Source organism: Acuticoccus sediminis, from assembly GCF_003258595.1.
GTDB classification, from domain to species: Bacteria; Pseudomonadota; Alphaproteobacteria; order Rhizobiales; family Amorphaceae; genus Acuticoccus; species Acuticoccus sediminis.
Window position 1 is genome coordinate 123,077 of the sequence record NZ_QHHQ01000008.1, and the last position, 17,361, is coordinate 140,437.

Below are 17,361 nucleotides of genomic sequence, written 5' to 3' on the forward strand. Positions count from 1 at the left end.
GGACCCGCACGAGAGTTCCAGGGCGCCCGTCTGGGACCACGGCAAGATCGAGCGCAACGTCACGCTGCTCCTCGTCCTGTCGTTCATCGTCGTCGCGATCGGCGGCATCGTGGAGATCGCGCCGCTCTTCTACGTCGACAACACCATCGAGGAAGTGGACGGGGTGCGCCCCTACACCCCGCTCGAACTGGCGGGCCGCAACGTCTACGTCCGCGAGGGCTGCTACGTCTGCCACAGCCAGATGATCCGCCCCTTCCGTGACGAGGTGGAGCGCTACGGCCACTTCAGCCTCGCGGCGGAGTCGATGTACGACCATCCGTTCCAGTGGGGCTCGAAGCGGACCGGGCCGGACCTCGCCCGCGTCGGCGGGCGCTACTCGGACGCCTGGCACGTCCAGCACCTCATCGAGCCGCGCTCGGTGGTGCCGGAGTCGATCATGCCGAGCTACTCGTTCCTGATGAACCGCCCGGTGGACGGGGCGATGATCGGCGACGACCTCGTGGCCAACTCGGCCGTGGGCGTGCCCTACAGCGACGAGATGATCGAGAACGCGCGGCTCGACATGATGGCCCAGGCCGGCATGAGCGACGAGACCGACGGCCTGCTCGAGCGCTACGGCGACGACGTCAACGTGCGTGACTTCGACGGCAACCCGCGCCGCCTCACCGAGATGGACGCGGTTGTCGCCTACCTCCAGGTGCTCGGGACGATGGTCGACCTCTCGACGTTCGAGCCGGTGCGAGAAGGGCGATGAGCTACGACGCCTTCCGCCATTTCGCGGACACCTGGGGACTGGCGCTCCTCGTCATCGTCTTTCTGCTGATGCTCGTCTTCATCTTCCGCCGCGGCTCGACCGAGAAATACAAGCGCGCCGCGCGCATCCCGATGGAGGCGCCCGAGAGCCCGGCCGACAGCGACCAGAAGATCAATACCATCAAGGCTGAGGGGGCCGGCGCGCCCCGCGCCTCATCCGAGCGTGAGGACAGGACATGAAGCCGAACGGCAAACCGGTCGACGAGGTGACCGGCACGGAGACGACCGGCCACAGCTGGGACGGCATCTCCGAGCTCAACAATCCGCTGCCGCGCTGGTGGCTGTACCTCTTCTACGCGACCATCGTCTTCGCGGTGGTCTACTGGGTGCTCTTCCCGTCGTGGCCGCTCCTGACCCGCGGCACCACCGGCGTGCTCGGCTGGTCGAGCCGCGGCATGCTGATCGACGAGATGGCGACGGTGGCGGCCGCCCGGGCCGACTTCGACAACAAGATCGCCGACCTTTCGTTCGCCGACATCAACAACGACCCGGCTCTGGCGGACTACGCGATCCGCTCCGGCGCCTCGGCGTTCAAGATCGTCTGCACCCAGTGCCACGGCTCGGCCGCGCAGGGCAGCCAGGAGTACGGCTACCCCAACCTTTCGGACGACGACTGGCTCTGGGGCGGCACGCTCGAGGACATCTTCTTCACGGTCAGCCACGGCATCCGCAACGAAGAGGACCCGGACGCCCGCTTCTCCGAGATGCCGGCCTACGGTGCGCTCGACATGCTGAGCCGCGACGAGATCCGCGACGTCGCCAACACGGTGCGCTCGCTCTCCGGTCTCGACCACGACCAGGCGGCGGCCGAGCGCGGCCGGGAGACGTTCGAGACCCAGTGCGCCGCCTGCCACGGCACGGACGGCGAGGGCAGCATCGACGTCGGCGCCCCTGCGCTCAACGACGCGATCTGGCTCTACGGGTCGGACCTCGACCAGATCGTCGCGCAGATCAACAATCCGCGCATGGGCCAGATGCCGCCGTGGTCGGAACGCTTCGACGAGGCGACGCGCAAGAAGCTGACGCTCTACGTCCACTCGCTGGGCGGCGGCCAGTAGGTTTGTCGTGCCGCGGGGGTCGGGTGTACCCTTGCGGCACGATCCGGAGCGGGGCGGCATGGTTGAAAGCGACTTTGCCAGGTTCGACGGGGTGATCGGCAGCGAAACCGAGCTGGCCGAGCTCATCGGCACGCCACCGCCCAAGGTGGTGGACAAGGTGATCGACCGGCTCGACGACATCTGCCGCGCCTTCATCGCCCGCTCACCGTTCTGTATCATCGCCACCGCGACGCCCGGAACGCACATCGACGTCTCGCCGCGCGGCGACCCCGCAGGCTTCGTCACGGTGCTGGACGACCGGCACGTCGCCATCCCGGACCGGCCGGGTAACCGGAGGGTGGACACCTTCCGCAACATCCTCGCCGATCCGCACGTCGGCCTCATCTTCCTCGTGCCGGGCAAGGGCGAGACGCTACGTCTGCGGGGGGAGGGCCGCATCGTGCGCGACGAGGCGCTGCGCCGGTCGATGGCGGTCGACGGCAAGGTCCCGGCGCTGGCGCTGGTGGTGCGCGTCGACGAGGCGTTCGTGCACTGCCCCAAGGCGTTCATCCGCAGCGGCCTCTGGGACACGAACACCTGGCCGCAAACGGACACGCTGCCCGACATCGGCCGTGCGATGATCCGCCACGCCGGGCTCGACCAGTCGCCGGACGACCTGTTCGCCGAGGCGACGGCGGAAGGCCTGACGACACTCTACTGACGCCGGGTCACGACCGCCCGGCGCCGTGCCGCCCGTCCCGGCGGGGACCGGCCGACGTGGAATTGATCTAAGTCAACGCCCGCGCAACCGTGTGGGCGTACGGCGTGGCCTTCGCGAGTTTTCAGGAGTTTCTGAAATGTCTGTTACTCTGGTCGGAAACCGCACCCCCTCGGGCACCGCGCCGGAGCGTGCGAACGGCATTTCACCGTCGGTGGCCGACCCGGTGCCCGGCGCGCCGGTCAACCCGTCCGGCGTCCGCCAGTATCCCGACCAGGCCGTCAACAAGGGCAGGAAGCCGAAGCTCTACAAGGGCCGCGAACCGATCTATCCTCGCCGCGTCCACGGCCGGTTCCGGACGCTGAAGTGGATCATCATGGCGGTGACCCTGACGATCTACTACGTGGCCCCCTGGGTGCGCTTCGACCGCGGTCCCTATGCCCCGGACCAGGCGATCCTCGTCGACCTCGCGAACCGCCGCTTCTTCTTCTTCTGGGTCGAGATCTGGCCGCAGGAGTTCTTCTACGTCGCCGGCCTGCTCATCATGGCGGGCATCGGGCTGTTCCTGGTCACGTCCGCCGTCGGGCGCGCGTGGTGCGGCTACGCCTGCCCGCAGACGGTGTGGACCGACCTCTTCATCTGGATCGAGCGGCTGGTGATCGGCGACCGCAACGCGCGCATCAAGCTCGACAACTCGCCCTTCTCGGCCCGGAAGGCGCGCCTCAAGATCACCGTGCACACCATCTGGCTGCTGATCGCGGTGGCGACGGGGGGCGCCTGGATCTTCTATTTCGCCGACGCGCCGACGCTGGCCAAACAGTTCATCCGCGGTGAGGCGCCGGCAACGGCCTACATCACCGTCGCGATCCTCACCTTCACGACCTACACGCTCGGCGGCCTGATGCGCGAGCAGGTGTGCACCTACATGTGCCCGTGGCCGCGCATCCAGGCGGCGATGATGGACGAGCACTCCCTCACCGTCACCTACAACGACTGGCGCGGCGAGCCCCGCTCGCGGCATGCCAAGCGGATGGAGCGCGAGGGCAAGGTCGTGGGCGACTGCATCGACTGCAACGCCTGCGTGGCCGTCTGCCCGACCGGGATCGACATCCGCGACGGCCAGCAGCTCCCCTGCATCACCTGCGCCCTGTGCATCGACGCCTGCGACGAGGTGATGGAGAAGGTCGGCAAGCCCCGCGGCCTCATCTCCTACACGACGCTGTCCGACTACGCCGCGAACGCCGCGCGCGCCGCGACCGAGGGCGTCGAGGCGGCCAAGGCCGGCCAGGTCCTGCCCGGCTGGCGGGAGGTCATGCGTCCCCGTGTCTTCCTGTACTTCGGCTTGTGGAGCGCCATCGGCATCGGCATGGTGATCGCGGTTCTGGCGCGCGACCGGCTCGACCTCTCGGTGGCGCACGACCGCAACCCGCGCTTCGTCCAGCTGTCGGACGGCGAGGTGCGCAACGGGTACACGGTGAAGATCATGAACATGGAGCCCGAGCCGCGGGAGTTCGATTTCGGCATCGAAGGCCTGCCCGGCGGCCTGATGTGGAGCCCCAACATCGTCGACGAGCCGGCACGCCGCTTCGCCGTGCCGGTCGGGCCGGACCAGGTGCGCGAGTTCCGCGTCTTCGTGAAGGCCGACCCGAAGGACCTCGACAGCGAGACGACCCCCTTCAACTTCCGCACCTATGAGATCGGCGGGCGCGAGAACTCCGAGTTCGACGCCGTGTTCGATGCGCCGCCCAGGCGATAGGCGGCTGAAAGGCGAGCGATGGCGACGAAGACACCCAACGTGAAGGGGCCGCGGGAGTTCACCGGGCTGCACATGCTGATCGTCATGGTGACGTTCTTCGGCGTGGTCATCACGGTGAACGTCATCATGGCGGTCTACGCCAACACCACCTTCACGGGCCTGACGGCGAGGAACGGCTACGTCGCCTCCATCGACTACGCCAAGGACATCGAGAACCGCGCCCGCGCCGCCGAACTCGGCTGGACCGTCGACATCGTCGCCGACCATCACCGCATCGGCGTCGACCTCACCGGCCGCGACGGTGCGCCGCTGGTCGCCGTCGTGACGGGCACGATCGAGGCGATGGTCCGCCATCAGGAGCCGATCCCGCTCGAGTTCAGCGCCGTCGGCACCGGCCGCTACCGGGCCGATTCGCCGGTCCCCGCCGGGGAGTGGGTGGTCCGCGTCACTATCGAGCGCAACGGCGAGACGCTCGCCTGGCACGCCCCGCTGGAGACGTACACGCCGTGAGCTGCTGCGCGGACCCTCGCGCCGGCTTCTCCAACCAGTGGGGCACGCTGCCCGACTCGATCCGGGCCGCCATCACGCCGGAGGGGACCGGGGGACGGCTCGTCCTCCATGTGCCGGACATTCATTGCGCGGCCTGCATCTCCACCATCGAGGGCGCGCTCGCCCCGTGCGGCGGCAACGCGCGTGTGAACCTCACGCGCAAGACCGTCACGCTGGGGTGGGACGCACCGACCTTCGACCCGTCGGTGCCGGTCGGGGTCCTGCGCAACCTCGGCTACACGCCGCAGCCGCTCGCCACCACGACCGAGGTTCGTGACCGGCGCGGCGCGGAGCTGATGCGCTGCGTCGCCGTCTCCGGCTTCGCGGCGATGAACGTGATGCTGCTCTCGGTCTCCGTCTGGTCCGGCGCCGACGGGTCGACGCAGCAGCTCTTCCACTGGTTCTCGGCGCTGATCGCGCTGCCGGCGCTGGCCTACGCCGCGCGGCCCTTCTTCCGCTCCGCCTTCGGGGCGCTGCGCCACGGCCGCCTCAACATGGACGTGCCGATCACGCTCGCGATCGTGCTCGCCGCAGCGCATTCCCTCGCGACGACGATTTCCGGCGAGGGCGAGACCTACTTCGACGCGGCGATCACGCTGACCTTCTTCCTGCTGATCGGCCGCCTGCTCGACCACCTGACGCGGGAACGCGCGCGGCTTTCGGTGACGCGCCTCGCCGCGATGCGCCCGCCCTTCGCGCATGTCGTCACGGCCTCCGGCGTCGCGCCCGTCGCGGTGGAGGAGATCCGGCCCGGCAGCGTCATCGAGGTGGCGGCGGGCGAGCGCGTGCCGCTCGACGGGCGCCTCCTGCTGGGCGAGGCGGCGTTCGACACATCGCTCGCCACAGGGGAGTCGCATCCGGAGACGGTCGCCGCCGGCGGGGAGATCATGGCCGGCGCGCTGGCCGTCACCGGGCCGCACCGGCTCACGGTGCTGCGTCCCTCGGCGGACTCGTACGTCTCCCGCCTCGCGGCGCTCCAGGCGGCGGCGGAGAACGTGCGCTCGCGCCATGCCCGGATCGCCGACCGTGCCGCGGTGGTCTACGCGCCGACCGTGCACATCCTGGCGCTGGCGACCTTCGTCGGCTGGCTCGCGGCCGGTGCCGGTCCGGGCGCCGCGCTCACCACCGCGATCGCCGTCCTCGTCATCACGTGTCCCTGCGCGCTGGGGCTCGCGGTGCCGGCGGTCCACGTGGCGGCGTGCGAGCGGCTCTTCCGCCAGGGCCTCGCCATCAAGGACGGTGCGGCGCTGGAGCGGCTGGAGCGCATCGACGAGGTGGTCTTCGACAAGACCGGCACGCTCACCGTCCCTTCGCTCGCCGAACCGTCCGCCATCGCCCCGCGGGACCTCGCCGCGGCGACGGCCCTCGCGCGCCACTCCACGCACCCCGTCTCGCGCGCCATCGTCGAGGCGGCGGAGGCACAGGACCTGCCGCGCGTCATCGCCACGGACGTGACCGAGCTGCGGGGCCGCGGCATGGAGGGACGCATCGACGGCCGCCGGGTCTTCCTCGGCCAGGGCGCCCCGGCATGGGCCGAGGCCGCCGGCGAGGGGCTCGTCTTCGTGCGCGAGGGCGAGGCGCCGCTCGCCATCGCCGTCGAGGAGCGGCTGCGCCCCGGTGCCGAGACCCTGGTGGGCGACCTCAAGGGCCGGGGCCTTCCGGTCACGATCCTCTCCGGCGACCGGCCCGAGGCCGTGGCGCGCGTCGCCGGCGAGCTGGGCGTCGCCGACTGGCGCGCGCAGCTCACCCCGTCGGACAAGGTCGACCATCTCGCCGCCCGCCAGCGTGCCGGCGCGAACCCGCTGATGGTCGGTGACGGCCTCAACGACGGTCCGGCACTCGCCGCGGCGACGGCCTCGATCGCGCCCGCCGGAGCCTCGGACCTCTCCCAGACGGCGGCGGACCTCGTCATGACCGGCACCTCGCTGTCGGGCGTCTGGACCGCGCTCGCCACGGCCCGTGGAGCGCACCGGATCGTCCTGCAGAACCTCGGCGTCGCGCTCGCCTACAACTGCATCGCTGTGCCGATCGCGGTTTTGGGGTATGCCTCGCCCCTGGTGGCGGCGATCGCGATGTCCTCGTCGTCGATCGTGGTGACCCTCAACGCGCTGCGTCTCGTGCGCGGCCCGAGCGAAGGGAGGGAATAATGTCGGTCCTCGTCTTCCTCATCCCGATTGCCCTGCTCCTGGGCGGTCTCGGTCTTGTCGCGTTCATCTGGTCCGTCCGCTCGGACCAGTATTCGGACATGGAGGGTGCCGCGCGCCGGATCCTCAACGACCCCGACTAGGCCGGCACGGGGCGCGGCGCGTCCATCCCGATCAGCCCGCGCATCCTCACCCCGGCGATGGAGCCGAGGAAGGCGAACGCGAACCAGCCCCACCCGTGGAGGCTCCCCGAGGCGACGCCCGACAGCAGCGCGCCGATGTTGCAACCGGTGGCGATGCGAGCGCCGTACCCCATCAGCAGGCCGCCGACGACGGCGGTCGCGATGTCGCGGAGGGAGAGGTTGAAGGTCGGCGCGAACCGTCCGGCGAGACCGCTCGCCAGCATGGCGCCGGCGATGATGCCGAAGTTCATGACCGACGTGCCGTCCGCCAGCAGCGGCGCCTCGACCCGGTCCATGCCGGAGCGCCAGTAGGTCCACGTCTCGATCGGCACGCCCGCCACGTGGGCCAGCTTCGCGCCCCACAGCGTGAACCCCGAGGTGATCCCCCAGGGCCGGCCCAGGATCACCAGCGTCGCGGCGACCACGAGCGCCAGCGACAGCGCCCCCAGCCGGGGCGACCAGCGCGCGAGGGAGGGGGCGAGGTCGCCATGACGCGCCTTCTCCGCCCGCACGGTGGCGACCGCGATGACGCCGCACACCGCGAATGTCAGCAGGATCGCCCCCGGCACGCCGAAGAGTGTCGCAAGGCCGATCGCCGGGAGCCGGGGGAGGGCGGACCAGAAGTCCCAATGGGCGGTCGCGATCACCCCGCCGGCGATGAAGAAGACGAGCACCAGGACCATCCGGACCGATCCGCCGCCCACGGTAAAGAGCGTTCCCGAGGCGCATCCGCCGCCGAGCTGCATGCCGAGCCCGAACAGGAACGCCCCGACCGCCACCGCGACGCCGAAGGGAAAGACCCAGCCGCCGGCGTGAATGCCGAGGAGATCGCCGCCGTGGATGATCGGCAGCGCGAAGAGCGCGGCCAGCATCAGCATCAGGCATTGCGCGCGAATGCCGGCGCCGCGCCGCTCGACGATGAAGCGCCGCCAGGACCCGGCGAACCCGTACGCCGAGGAGACCAGAGCGAACCCCGCGAACGCGCCGATCAGCAGAGCGGGTCCGAACTCCGGCCGCTGCCGCGCGGCGGCGATGGTCAGCGCCGCGATCGCGGCTGCCGCGACGGCGACGACGAGCGGCTGGCGCTGCGGCGGTGTGCCCGCCGGCCGGGGCTCGTCGCGCCGTGTGGCGTTGCGCATGGATCTCTCGCGGGTTCGGTCGGGGAGGCAGAGCAAGGCTCTAGCACGCCAATAATCACATCCGCTTCAAACAAGAGTGATGTGGTTTCAAAGCCTCTCCGGAAATCGGTTCGTACATGATGTGTGCAACGGGCTCACCACGATGGCCCGAACTTGCGAGGATATCATGGTCGAATACACGGCGCCGCCGGTGCCTGCGTCCTTGCGCGGGCACGTCTCAGCGTGGACGTCCCTGACATCCGGCGTGCTCCAGCATGCCGCAAGTCTTCCCCGGACGCTCGGTCGCGCGCTCGACGAGGCGCCGGAGGCCCCGGCGCTCCTCGCCGCCAAGGGCATCATCATGATGCTCGCCGGACGCCGCGAGACCGTGTGCGAGGCGCGGGCCGCCGAGCGGGCCGCGGTGCGCGCGCTCGAGCGCTCCCGCGACCCTCACGACGCGGCCTACGTGCGTGCCCTCTCGCTCTGGCTGGAGGGACGCCCGTCCGAGGCGGCGGACGTGTTCGACGCCCTGCTGGAGCGCTGGCCCGGCGACGCGCTGGCGCTGAAGTTCGGCCAGGCCATCCGCTTCATCTACGGCGACGTCGGCGGCATGCGCGCCTCGGCGGACGCCGCCATCGACGCCTTCGCGGACGATCACCCCCACGCGGGCTACGTCCACGGGTGCCGCGCCTTCGCGCTGGAGGAGAGCTTCGGCTACGACGCCGCGCTCGAGGCCGGCTACCGCGCGCTGGCGCTGTGCGACGACGACGCATGGGGGCTCCACGCGGTGGCGCACGTCTACGAGATGACCGGCGCGCCGGAGGAGGGGCGGGCCCTCATCGCGGCGAACCGCCGGGCCTACGAGGGATGCAGCACCTTCCGCCATCACGTCGACTGGCACGCCGCGCTGTTCGAGCTGGAGCTCGGCAACACCGACGCGGCGATGGCGCTGTACGACGGCGCGGTGCGCTTCGACCGGACCGACGACTACCGCGACATCGCCAACGCGGTCTCGCTGCTCGCGCGGCTGGCGGCCGAGGGGGTCGACGTGGGCGAGCGGTGGGAGGAGCTCGCCGACATCGCCGAGCGGCGCGCCGACGATGCCTGCATCACCTTCGCGGACCTTCACTATCTGATGGCGCTCCTCGCAGGCGGCCGGGAGGAGGCGGCGGGCCGGATGCTCGCGCGCCTCGCCGGACCGAGCGACGGGACCGAACCCGGCGACATCGCCGCAGCGGCGGGCGGCCCGGCCTCCTCGGGGCTCGCGGCGTTCTACCGGGGGCGCTACCGCGCCGCGCTCGACAGCCTGCTCGCGGCGGGGGAGGTGATGCAGCGCGTCGGTGGCAGTCATGCGCAGCGCGACGTTTTCGCGCGGATCACCATCGACGCAGCGGTAAGGGCCGGGCGGCCTGATGTCGCACGCCGGCTGATCGCGGAGCGCGCGTCCATGCGGGGTCGCGACCGGTTCGCCCGCTCGCGCCTCTCCAAGTGCCTGCGGAGCGTCGCGTGAGACACCGGGCTTGTGGAGGCGCTTGGTCGCTGGGCTTGCGTTCAGCTTATCGTGTTACCTTTGTGGCGGGTCGCTCGACGCCGCCCTGCGTCGCGCCCATCCACATGGAGCCTGGAATGCCGTCACCGATCCCATCCGTGGACCGTTCGTGAGCACGCACCAACGGGCGCGCCGCCCACGCGATCTTCGGCTCGACTTCTTCCGGGGTCTGGCGATGTTCATCATCTTCATCGCCCACGTGCCCCACAATCCATGGAAGGCCTGGATACCGGCGGCGTTCGGCCCGTCCGATGCGACGGAACTCTTCGTGTTCTGCTCCGGCATGGCCTCGGCCATGGCGTTCGGCTCGCTGTTCCGCGACCGCTCCTTTTTCCTGGGAACGGCGCGCACGGCCTACCGGGTGTGGCAGGTCTACTGGGCGCATGTGTGCCTCTTTGCCGTGATGGTGACCATGATCGCCATCTTCGATCAGATGCACGGCGACGACTTCTACTCGACGCGCCTCTACACGCGCCCGATCTTCGACGACACGGCGCGCCACCTCATCGGGTTCATGACCCTGCAGTACGTGCCGAACTATTTCGACATCCTGCCGATGTACATGGTCATCCTGATGATGATGCCGGTCGTCATGGCGCTCAGCCGGATCAGCCGGTGGGCGGTGTTCGCCTTCATCGGCGGCGTCTGGTTCCTGACCCAGTTCGACATCCTGCAGCTCGGCGCGGAGGTGCGCGAGGGCAACGACCGCGAGTGGTTCTTCAACCCCTTCGGCTGGCAGATCATCTTCTTCCTGGGGTTCAGCTTCGTCATGGGCTGGATCAAGCCGCCGCCGCGCTCCTGGTGGCTCGTGCTGGCGGCGGCGGTGATCGTCGGGCTCGGCGTGCTCACCGCGTCGCGTTACGGCTGGGGCAACTTCGACTGGGTGATCCCGTTCCGGCGCGCCAACCGCTGGCTCTTCTGGAAGACGGACCTCGGCATCTTCCGCATCGTCCACTTCCTGGCGGTCTGCTACCTCGCGTGGTTCGTCGTCGGTGAGGGGGGCAAGCGGCTCGCGATGTCGGGCATCCCCGGCCGGATCGTCGACGTGATCCGCAAGGTGGGGCAGCAGTCGCTGGCGGTGTTCGTGTCCGGGATGGTGCTGTCCCAGTTCATGGGCGCGGCGCTGGACCAGACGGCGGAGCGGGGGCCGGTGGCGCTCGCCTGGGCCAACCTGACGGGCTGCGCGATCCTCATCGGCATCGCCTACCTGGTGGGCTGGTACAAGTCCGAGCCGTGGCGGCGCGAGGTGGTTGTGCCGGCCAAGCGCGTCGCCGAGCCGAGGGCCGAGCCGCGGTCCGAGGCCCGCGGCGGCGAGGCCACGTCCGCCGAGGTCCGCACGCTGGAGCCGCGGACGAAGGGGCGTGCCGCCGTCTGAGTGCTTGCGGGGCGCCGGCCGGCGGGGTACGGCGCCTTCGCACCAACGAGGACGGCGATGCGAATCCTAATCACCAACGACGATGGCGCGCGCGCTCCGGGCATCAAGCTCCTGGAGGAGATCGCGCGGTCTTTCACCGACGACGTCTGGATCGTCGCTCCCGAGTTCGACCAGTCCGGGGTCAGCCACGCCATCAGCCTGCACGAGCCGCTGCGCGTGCACCACGAGGGCGAGAAGCGCTATTTCGTGCGCGGCACCCCGGCGGACTGCGTGATCCTGGCGGTCGAACACCTGATGGACGGCAAGCCCGACCTCGTCCTGTCGGGCGTCAACCGCGGCGGCAACATGGCCGATTCGATCGCCTATTCCGGCACCGTCGGTGCGGCCATGACGGCGCTTACCGTCGGCGTCCCGGCGATGGCGCTCAGCCAGTACTTCCAGGGCACCGAGGTGAAGTGGGAGTGCGCTCGCGCCTACGCCAAGCCGCTGATCGAGCGCCTCCTCGAGGTCAAATGGCCGTCGAGCGTGGTGCCGAACATCAACTTCCCGCACCGCGCGCCGGGTGAGATCGCCGGCGTGAAGCTCTGCCATCCGGGGCACGGCTTCATCAGCGGCGTCAACGTGGTGGAGCGCGTCGACGTGCGCGGCCTCTCCTACCACTGGCTGCAGTTCCGCCGGGCGGCGGAGGACATCGACGATCCCGAGTGCGACATCAGCCTGCTGCGCGACGGCTACATCACCATCACTCCGCTGCGTCCGGACCGGCACGGCGAGTGGAACTGGGGCGATATGCGCGCCGAGTTCGGCGACCTCCTGACCGTCGCGCCGCTCGCCGACCTCAGCGGCGACTGAGCGGGGGAGGGGCGCGAGGCGCCTTTCGCCCACCGATTTCAGCGCGGCGCGCCCGGCGTGCCGCGCTTTTTTGTTCCCACGGTTGGGTGTAAGCTCCGCCTATGGGAAAATGCTGGGCTGGCTTATCGGCGGCGCTCCTGCTTCTCCACCCGGCGAGCGGATGGGGGCAGCAGGTGGCTGCTCCAAATTTATCCCGCCCTCCACCGAAGGAGGGATATTCGTACCCGGAATGCTACTGCACGGACTCGGATGGGGGACGCGTCGAGATCGGCGGCCAGGCGTGCCTGCGCCTCGGAGAGCGGCGCATCCTCGCCCGATGCGGGATGTCGCAGAACGTGCCCGCGTGGCGCAGGGAGGCCGAGGGGTGCCCGGTCAGCTGACGGACCGTCGTCGCGGTCATCGCGGATCGATTCGCGGGCAGGGCGATACGGCGGCGTGCGGATACGTCGTCCGGCGACTTCACAACGAATTCTTATTGCGCCGATTGCGCCCGGATTTGCAGTTAAATCCGGCATTTGATGGGCATGGACCCGGTGCGTCCCGGCCGAAGCCGCCAAAAAATCCAGACACCATGCATGGTTCTTGCTAGGCGGAGATGAGCGGTCCAGCCATCCACGGCTTGGCGGCAGCTGAACGGAAGACAAGAGGAATCTGATGCGGGTTGTTGTGGTTGGCGCTCTCTATGGCGCACTTGCGGTAGGACTTGGCGCGATCGGGGCGCATGCGCTCGACAGCAATTTCGTGCCGCAGAACGCCGAGATGTTCGACAAGGCCGTCTTCTACCAGCTCATCCATGCGCTGGCGATGGTGGCGATCGGTGGGCTGAAGGACCGCGTGCTGCCGGTTCTTCTCGGCGCGGCGTCGTGGGCGTTCGGGCTCGGCGTGCTGCTGTTCTCGGGCTCGCTCTACCTGCTGGCTCTCGGTGGTCCGGCCGACGTCATGTATGCGACGCCGATCGGCGGCGTCCTCCTGCTGCTGGGCTGGCTGATCCTCGCCGTCGCCGCCGCGCGGCGCATGTAAGCGTCCGGCCGACGGCGTCCGGATCCGCAAGGACGCCGTCGGCCGGCTTTCCCTCCTCACCGACGCCGCGGCTCGCAGCGTCGATGTGCGGCCCGCCGGCACGGACCCGGCGAGTGGCGCAGGACCGGGCCGAGGTGCATGTCGACCGTGCACCGCCCTCCGCCGCCATGCGACCGGCTTCGCCGGCGACGCGTCCCCTGCCGGCCGCGAAGGCCAGGCATCGCCAACCGGGCGCGGGCGCTTTCAGACCTACCGATCAACCCCTGGCGGCGCCTTCATCAACTCTGGGTTACCTGAGAATTCCGTCCTCGCCGCGTTGAAGTGTCAACACTTCGGTCTCGCGGTCCAGGCGGATCGGAATCCGGCAGTTCGATGGCGCCGCCGGTCGCAGAGGCCATCAGCGGGTCAGCCGGACCCGGCGATGCGGGTCGCCATCCTGTTCCTGACTGTTGATAAGTGGTCGTGACGCCTGCTTTGCGCGCGGCTCAGATATGCGGATTTGTGTTGGGTCTCCGCAGAATACAGTAGGGAAGTCGCCTATATTTGTAGAATTCGAGATATTCTAAGTCGATCTCGGAATGTACATCTAAAGCTATTGTAAAAAAGCTCGATTGATCTCGTCCGCTCCGGAAATGCGGCAAAACCATGATGGATCGCGGGGGATTTCGGTCGATCCCCGGGAGGGAAAGGGACGGATCGTCGGCAGGAAAATACAGCTTTCGGTTGCATGCTCCGTGATGCCAGGCGCCACCGTCGGGTCACCTCATCGGAATATTCGGTAGATGCGTACCGGGCAGCGAAACAGCGCGTGCGACAAACCCACGCGTATCGCGCCGGTCTCACACATCTCGAAGCTGCAGGAAGCTTGATCTGGTGCCGCAGGGGAGGATTGAACTCCCGACCTCACCCTTCGTACCACTTCGGCTTTCGCCGCCGCACCGAGGTGCGTTCGTGGTCTGGACTATCCCTTCACCCTTTTCCGGGAACCGGAAGGAGGGTGCCGCCCGTCTAGTCTCTACACCGTTCCGCCAAGCGGACTTGGCTCGGGATTGGCATTTCAGCTTTCCCCGAGTTTGAGCGGTTTTCATCCCACGGTTTCCCGTGGGTGAGGCAATCTGTTACCAAGGGTGCGCTCTACCACTGAGCTACTGCGGCAACGGGGGCGTCTATAGCCGCTCTCGGAGCGTCCGTCCAGTACCCTCTGTCTCTCTTTCCACCGGCCCGAGCGCTGCCGGTGATTGCATCATTTTGTTTCCAAGGATATGAATGACATGCGGACAGAAGCAGATGGTTACCTGTGAACGTCACGTTTTTGCCGCGAACGCGGTGAGCTGAAGTCAAAGATACCGCCGAAACAGCGCTGCCCCGCGAGTTTCAAAGTTCAAGTTGGGATGATTCTAAGAATACGGTCTTGAGCGGCCAGGCTGTCATCTGCCTGCGGCGTCACCACAAACCCTATAAATAGTCATTTCTTTCGGTGGCTTTGTGTAGAGACTGGTCATTCTTGGGTTGTCCAACGCGGACGTATCCGTTAGTTGCACAGCAGCTAACTTGTTGTGGATGTTGCCTTTCGTCGATGACACCCGCAACACCCTGCCCCACTTGCCTGAATTGAGGCGCCTCGCCATTCAACGCGTAATGGCAAGTGGGTCGGATCCGATCGGTCGAAGAGGACGTGGGAAATGTCGACAGCTGTAAGCGAGCCAAGTCAGATGAGTGAGCCGCGCTCAGAACCTGTTCCCAATCAGAGGTCGGCCAACTCCGTCGACGGACATGTTGGCTCCCGGGTGCGCCTCCGCCGGCTCGAGCTCGGCCTCAGCCAGGAGAAGCTCGCCGAGCAGCTCGGGATCACCTTCCAGCAGGTGCAGAAGTACGAGCGCGGCACCAACCGCATCGGTGCCAGCCGGCTCCACCAGATCGCGATCGTGCTCCAGGCACCGATCACCTATTTCTTCGAAGGGGCCACTGACGCCGGGATCTCCCGCGTCAACGACGCCACGCCGCTCTCGCAGGCGCTGAGCGATCCGGCCACCGTCCGCCTGGTGCGCGCCTTCGCGACCATCTCCGATCCGCAGCTCAAGCAGAAGGCTGTCGGGATCATCGAGGCCATCGCCGAGACGCCGGCCCTCAAGAACGGCACGGACGGATAACGGATCCACGCTCAAGAGCGTTGGACCCCTGCCGAAAACTTGGTAACTGACGCGGGCACGCAAGAGGCCCGCTGATGACCACCCGCACAGAAACGGATTCCTTCGGACCGCTCGAAGTCCCGAGCGAGCGCTACTACGGCGCTCAGACCGCCCGAAGCCTGATCAACTTCAAGATCGGCGAGCAGAAAATGCCCGCCCCTCTGGTCCGCGCTCTCGGCGTCATCAAGAAGGCCGCCGCGCTCGCCAACAAAGAGCTCGGCAACCTCGACGCCAAGATCGCCGACGCCATCGCCGACGCCGCCCAGGACGTGATCGACGGCAAACGGGGCGAGGATTTCCCCCTCGTCATCTACCAGACCGGCTCCGGCACGCAGTCGAACATGAACGCCAACGAGGTCATCTCGAACCTCGCGATCGAGCGTCTCGGCGGCGTGATCGGCTCCAAGGACCCGGTTCACCCGAACGACCACGTCAACCGCTCGCAGTCGTCGAACGACACGTTCCCGACCGCGATGCACGTCGCCGCCGCCGAGGAGATCACGCACAAGCTGATCCCGGCGATGACGCACCTGCGCGACGCGCTGAACGCCAAGGCGGAAGAGTTCGCCGACATCATCAAGATCGGCCGCACCCATACCCAGGACGCGACGCCGCTCACCCTCGGCCAGGAATTCTCCGGCTACGTCGCGCAGCTCGACTTCGCGATCCAGCAGGTGACGGCCTCGCTGGGCGCCCTCTATCCGCTCGCCCAGGGCGGCACCGCCGTCGGCACCGGCCTCAACGCCAAGCCGGGCTTCTCCGAGGCGGTCGCCAGGCACATCGCCGAGATCACCGGGCTGCCGTTCGTCACCGCGCCGAACAAGTTCGCCGCGCTCGCCGGCAATGACGGCTACGTCGCCGCCCACGGCGCGCTGAACACCGCCGCCACCGCGCTCTTCAAGATCGCCAACGACATCCGCTTCCTCGGCTCCGGTCCCCGCTCGGGCCTCGCCGAGCTCTCGCTGCCGGAGAACGAGCCGGGCTCGTCCATCATGCCGGGCAAGGTCAACCCGACCCAGTGCGAGGCGATGACGATGGTGGCCTGCCGCGTGTTCGGGAACCAGACCACGCTGACGGTCGCCGGCAGCCAGGGCCACTTCGAGCTCAACGTCTACAAGCCGGTGATGGCGGACGCCTTCCTGCAGTCGACGCGCATCCTCGCCGACGCCTGCGTGAGCTTCACCGACAACTGCGTCGTCGGCATCGAGGCGAATCGCGACCGGATCAAGGACCTGATGGAGCGCTCGCTCATGCTGGTCACGGCGCTGGCGCCGGAGATCGGCTACGACAACGCCACGAAGATCGCAAAGACCGCCCACAAGAAGGGCACTACGCTGCGCGAGGAGGCCGTCGGCGGCGGCTACGTCACCGAGGAGACCTTTGACCGGGTCGTGCGTCCGGAGAAGATGACGGGTCCTTCGTGACCGGCGAACTCGTCAACCTGCGGCGGGAGCGCAAGCGCCGCCAGCGGGATGCCGACCGGGAGGCCGCGGCCGAGAGCCGCGCCCGCCACGGACGGACCGCCGCACAACGCAACTCTGAGACGCTGAGCAAGGAGCGCGAAGATGCCCGGCACGAAGCGCACAAGCGCGACCGGACTTCATAAGCGCTCGGTCACTCTGCATGGCCACGCCACCAGCGTGGCCCTTGAGCCGGCCTTCTGGGATGCGCTCCAGCTCTGGGCGCACGAGGAGGGGGTGTCGCTGGCGGCGCTGATCGCATCGATCGACCGCCGCCGCGAGGACGGATCCCTCGCCTCGGCCCTGCGCCTCGCCGTGCTCGCCTATGCCTTCGCCCGCGAGCCCAGCCGCTGAAGCCTCCAGGCCGCCGCCCCCCGCGGCGGCTTTTTCTTTCGGAAGGCCAGGGCACCGCCGCGACGGTTCCGGTTGACGGTCGCCACATAGCAGTTATCGCCCGCGGTCCTGCCGATTTCGTCGGATACAGCGTACCGGCGCCCATCCCCCCGTCACCCGAAGCGGCGCGGGGCGTGTCCCACCGCCGGTCGTCACGTGCGCCGTCATTTGTCCCCGATCCTTGCGAGCGCCCTCCGGTGGCGCTC

Annotated in this window: 17 protein-coding genes; 16 read left to right on the forward strand and 1 reads right to left on the reverse strand. The window is 68.6% G+C overall.

Annotated features, from left to right (window positions below; translation table 11 throughout):
- The first annotated feature begins 46 nt into the window (after positions 1 to 46).
- The 8 genes from ccoO to ccoS all read left to right on the forward strand — a co-directional run bounded on the left by ccoO (position 47) and on the right by ccoS (position 7,160).
- Positions 47 to 754 (forward strand): cytochrome-c oxidase, cbb3-type subunit II, encoded by a 708-nt coding sequence (gene ccoO / locus DLJ53_RS28115; protein ID WP_202913413.1) that lies wholly within the window; start codon positions 47 to 49, stop codon positions 752 to 754.
- The gene (locus tag DLJ53_RS28120; RefSeq protein ID WP_111351548.1) at positions 751 to 993 is read left to right on the forward strand and encodes a cbb3-type cytochrome c oxidase subunit 3; all 243 of its coding nucleotides are present in this window, start codon (positions 751 to 753) and stop codon (positions 991 to 993) included. Before ccoO ends, DLJ53_RS28120 begins: the two co-directional genes overlap by 4 nt.
- Positions 990 to 1,871 carry a cytochrome-c oxidase, cbb3-type subunit III gene (ccoP, locus tag DLJ53_RS28125; protein ID WP_111351550.1) on the forward strand — a complete coding sequence of 294 codons (882 nt, stop codon included), beginning with the start codon at positions 990 to 992 and terminating at the stop codon, positions 1,869 to 1,871. Before DLJ53_RS28120 ends, ccoP begins: the two co-directional genes overlap by 4 nt.
- A gap of 58 nt (positions 1,872 to 1,929) precedes the next feature.
- Positions 1,930 to 2,571, forward strand: a complete 642-nt coding sequence (locus DLJ53_RS28130; protein ID WP_111351551.1) for a pyridoxamine 5'-phosphate oxidase family protein — start codon at positions 1,930 to 1,932, stop codon at positions 2,569 to 2,571.
- Between the two features lie 136 nt (positions 2,572 to 2,707).
- On the forward strand, positions 2,708 to 4,324 hold the full coding sequence (ccoG, locus tag DLJ53_RS28135; protein WP_111351553.1) for a cytochrome c oxidase accessory protein CcoG: 1,617 nt from the start codon (positions 2,708 to 2,710) through the stop codon (positions 4,322 to 4,324).
- An 18-nt stretch (positions 4,325 to 4,342) separates the two neighbouring features.
- Positions 4,343 to 4,834, forward strand: a complete 492-nt coding sequence (locus DLJ53_RS28140; protein WP_111351554.1) for a FixH family protein — start codon at positions 4,343 to 4,345, stop codon at positions 4,832 to 4,834.
- Positions 4,831 to 7,020, forward strand: a complete 2,190-nt coding sequence (locus DLJ53_RS28145) for a heavy metal translocating P-type ATPase (RefSeq protein WP_111351556.1) — start codon at positions 4,831 to 4,833, stop codon at positions 7,018 to 7,020. Before DLJ53_RS28140 ends, DLJ53_RS28145 begins: the two co-directional genes overlap by 4 nt.
- Complete coding sequence (gene ccoS, locus DLJ53_RS28150; protein WP_111351557.1) at positions 7,020 to 7,160, forward strand: cbb3-type cytochrome oxidase assembly protein CcoS; 141 nt, start codon at positions 7,020 to 7,022, stop codon at positions 7,158 to 7,160. The genes DLJ53_RS28145 and ccoS overlap by 1 nt, the downstream gene beginning before the upstream one ends.
- Here ccoS and DLJ53_RS28155 read toward each other — a convergent pair.
- A complete protein-coding gene (locus DLJ53_RS28155; RefSeq protein ID WP_111351558.1) occupies positions 7,157 to 8,338 on the reverse strand; it encodes a YeeE/YedE family protein in 1,182 nt (393 codons plus the stop codon). The genes ccoS and DLJ53_RS28155 overlap by 4 nt on opposite strands.
- A gap of 244 nt (positions 8,339 to 8,582) precedes the next feature.
- On the opposite strand from DLJ53_RS28155, the gene DLJ53_RS28160 reads away from it, so the two are divergent.
- The 8 genes from DLJ53_RS28160 to DLJ53_RS28195 all read left to right on the forward strand — a co-directional run bounded on the left by DLJ53_RS28160 (position 8,583) and on the right by DLJ53_RS28195 (position 17,116).
- Positions 8,583 to 9,827, forward strand: a complete 1,245-nt coding sequence (locus tag DLJ53_RS28160) for a tetratricopeptide repeat protein (RefSeq protein ID WP_146620118.1) — start codon at positions 8,583 to 8,585, stop codon at positions 9,825 to 9,827.
- A 148-nt stretch (positions 9,828 to 9,975) separates the two neighbouring features.
- Positions 9,976 to 11,241 (forward strand): OpgC family protein, encoded by a 1,266-nt coding sequence (locus DLJ53_RS28165; RefSeq protein ID WP_244935179.1) that lies wholly within the window; start codon positions 9,976 to 9,978, stop codon positions 11,239 to 11,241.
- Positions 11,242 to 11,298: 57 nt separating this feature from the next.
- Positions 11,299 to 12,093: a 5'/3'-nucleotidase SurE gene (surE, locus tag DLJ53_RS28170; RefSeq protein ID WP_111351561.1), complete on the forward strand. Its 795-nt coding sequence runs from the start codon at positions 11,299 to 11,301 to the stop codon at positions 12,091 to 12,093.
- 654 nt (positions 12,094 to 12,747) lie between these two features.
- A complete protein-coding gene (locus DLJ53_RS28175; protein WP_111351562.1) occupies positions 12,748 to 13,113 on the forward strand; it encodes a DUF423 domain-containing protein in 366 nt (121 codons plus the stop codon).
- Positions 13,114 to 14,825: 1,712 nt separating this feature from the next.
- Positions 14,826 to 15,263, forward strand: a complete 438-nt coding sequence (locus DLJ53_RS28180) for a helix-turn-helix domain-containing protein (RefSeq protein WP_111351563.1) — start codon at positions 14,826 to 14,828, stop codon at positions 15,261 to 15,263.
- 74 nt (positions 15,264 to 15,337) lie between these two features.
- Positions 15,338 to 16,726, forward strand: coding sequence for a class II fumarate hydratase (fumC, locus tag DLJ53_RS28185; protein WP_211100695.1), 1,389 nt, complete (start codon positions 15,338 to 15,340; stop codon positions 16,724 to 16,726).
- On the forward strand, positions 16,723 to 16,908 hold the full coding sequence (locus tag DLJ53_RS28190; RefSeq protein ID WP_111351565.1) for a DUF4169 family protein: 186 nt from the start codon (positions 16,723 to 16,725) through the stop codon (positions 16,906 to 16,908). The genes fumC and DLJ53_RS28190 overlap by 4 nt, the downstream gene beginning before the upstream one ends.
- Before the next feature lie 34 nt (positions 16,909 to 16,942).
- On the forward strand, positions 16,943 to 17,116 hold the full coding sequence (locus tag DLJ53_RS28195) for a ribbon-helix-helix domain-containing protein (protein WP_244935180.1): 174 nt from the start codon (positions 16,943 to 16,945) through the stop codon (positions 17,114 to 17,116).
- The last annotated feature ends 245 nt before the right edge of the window (positions 17,117 to 17,361 follow it).

Bases quoted from the DNA above. Each gene is read 5' to 3' on its own strand.
- DLJ53_RS28155 (WP_111351558.1), bottom strand. From the start codon at position 8,338: ATGCGCAACGCCACACGGCGCGACGAGCCCCGGCCGGCGGGCACACCG.
- DLJ53_RS28180 (WP_111351563.1), top strand. From the start codon at position 14,826: ATGAGTGAGCCGCGCTCAGAACCTGTTCCCAATCAGAGGTCGGCCAAC.
- DLJ53_RS28120 (WP_111351548.1), top strand. From the start codon at position 751: ATGAGCTACGACGCCTTCCGCCATTTCGCGGACACCTGGGGACTGGCG.
- ccoS (WP_111351557.1), top strand. From the start codon at position 7,020: ATGTCGGTCCTCGTCTTCCTCATCCCGATTGCCCTGCTCCTGGGCGGT.
- DLJ53_RS28175 (WP_111351562.1), top strand. From the start codon at position 12,748: ATGCGGGTTGTTGTGGTTGGCGCTCTCTATGGCGCACTTGCGGTAGGA.
- DLJ53_RS28140 (WP_111351554.1), top strand. From the start codon at position 4,343: ATGGCGACGAAGACACCCAACGTGAAGGGGCCGCGGGAGTTCACCGGG.
- fumC (WP_211100695.1), top strand. From the start codon at position 15,338: ATGACCACCCGCACAGAAACGGATTCCTTCGGACCGCTCGAAGTCCCG.
- surE (WP_111351561.1), top strand. From the start codon at position 11,299: ATGCGAATCCTAATCACCAACGACGATGGCGCGCGCGCTCCGGGCATC.
- ccoG (WP_111351553.1), top strand. From the start codon at position 2,708: ATGTCTGTTACTCTGGTCGGAAACCGCACCCCCTCGGGCACCGCGCCG.
- DLJ53_RS28130 (WP_111351551.1), top strand. From the start codon at position 1,930: ATGGTTGAAAGCGACTTTGCCAGGTTCGACGGGGTGATCGGCAGCGAA.
- ccoP (WP_111351550.1), top strand. From the start codon at position 990: ATGAAGCCGAACGGCAAACCGGTCGACGAGGTGACCGGCACGGAGACG.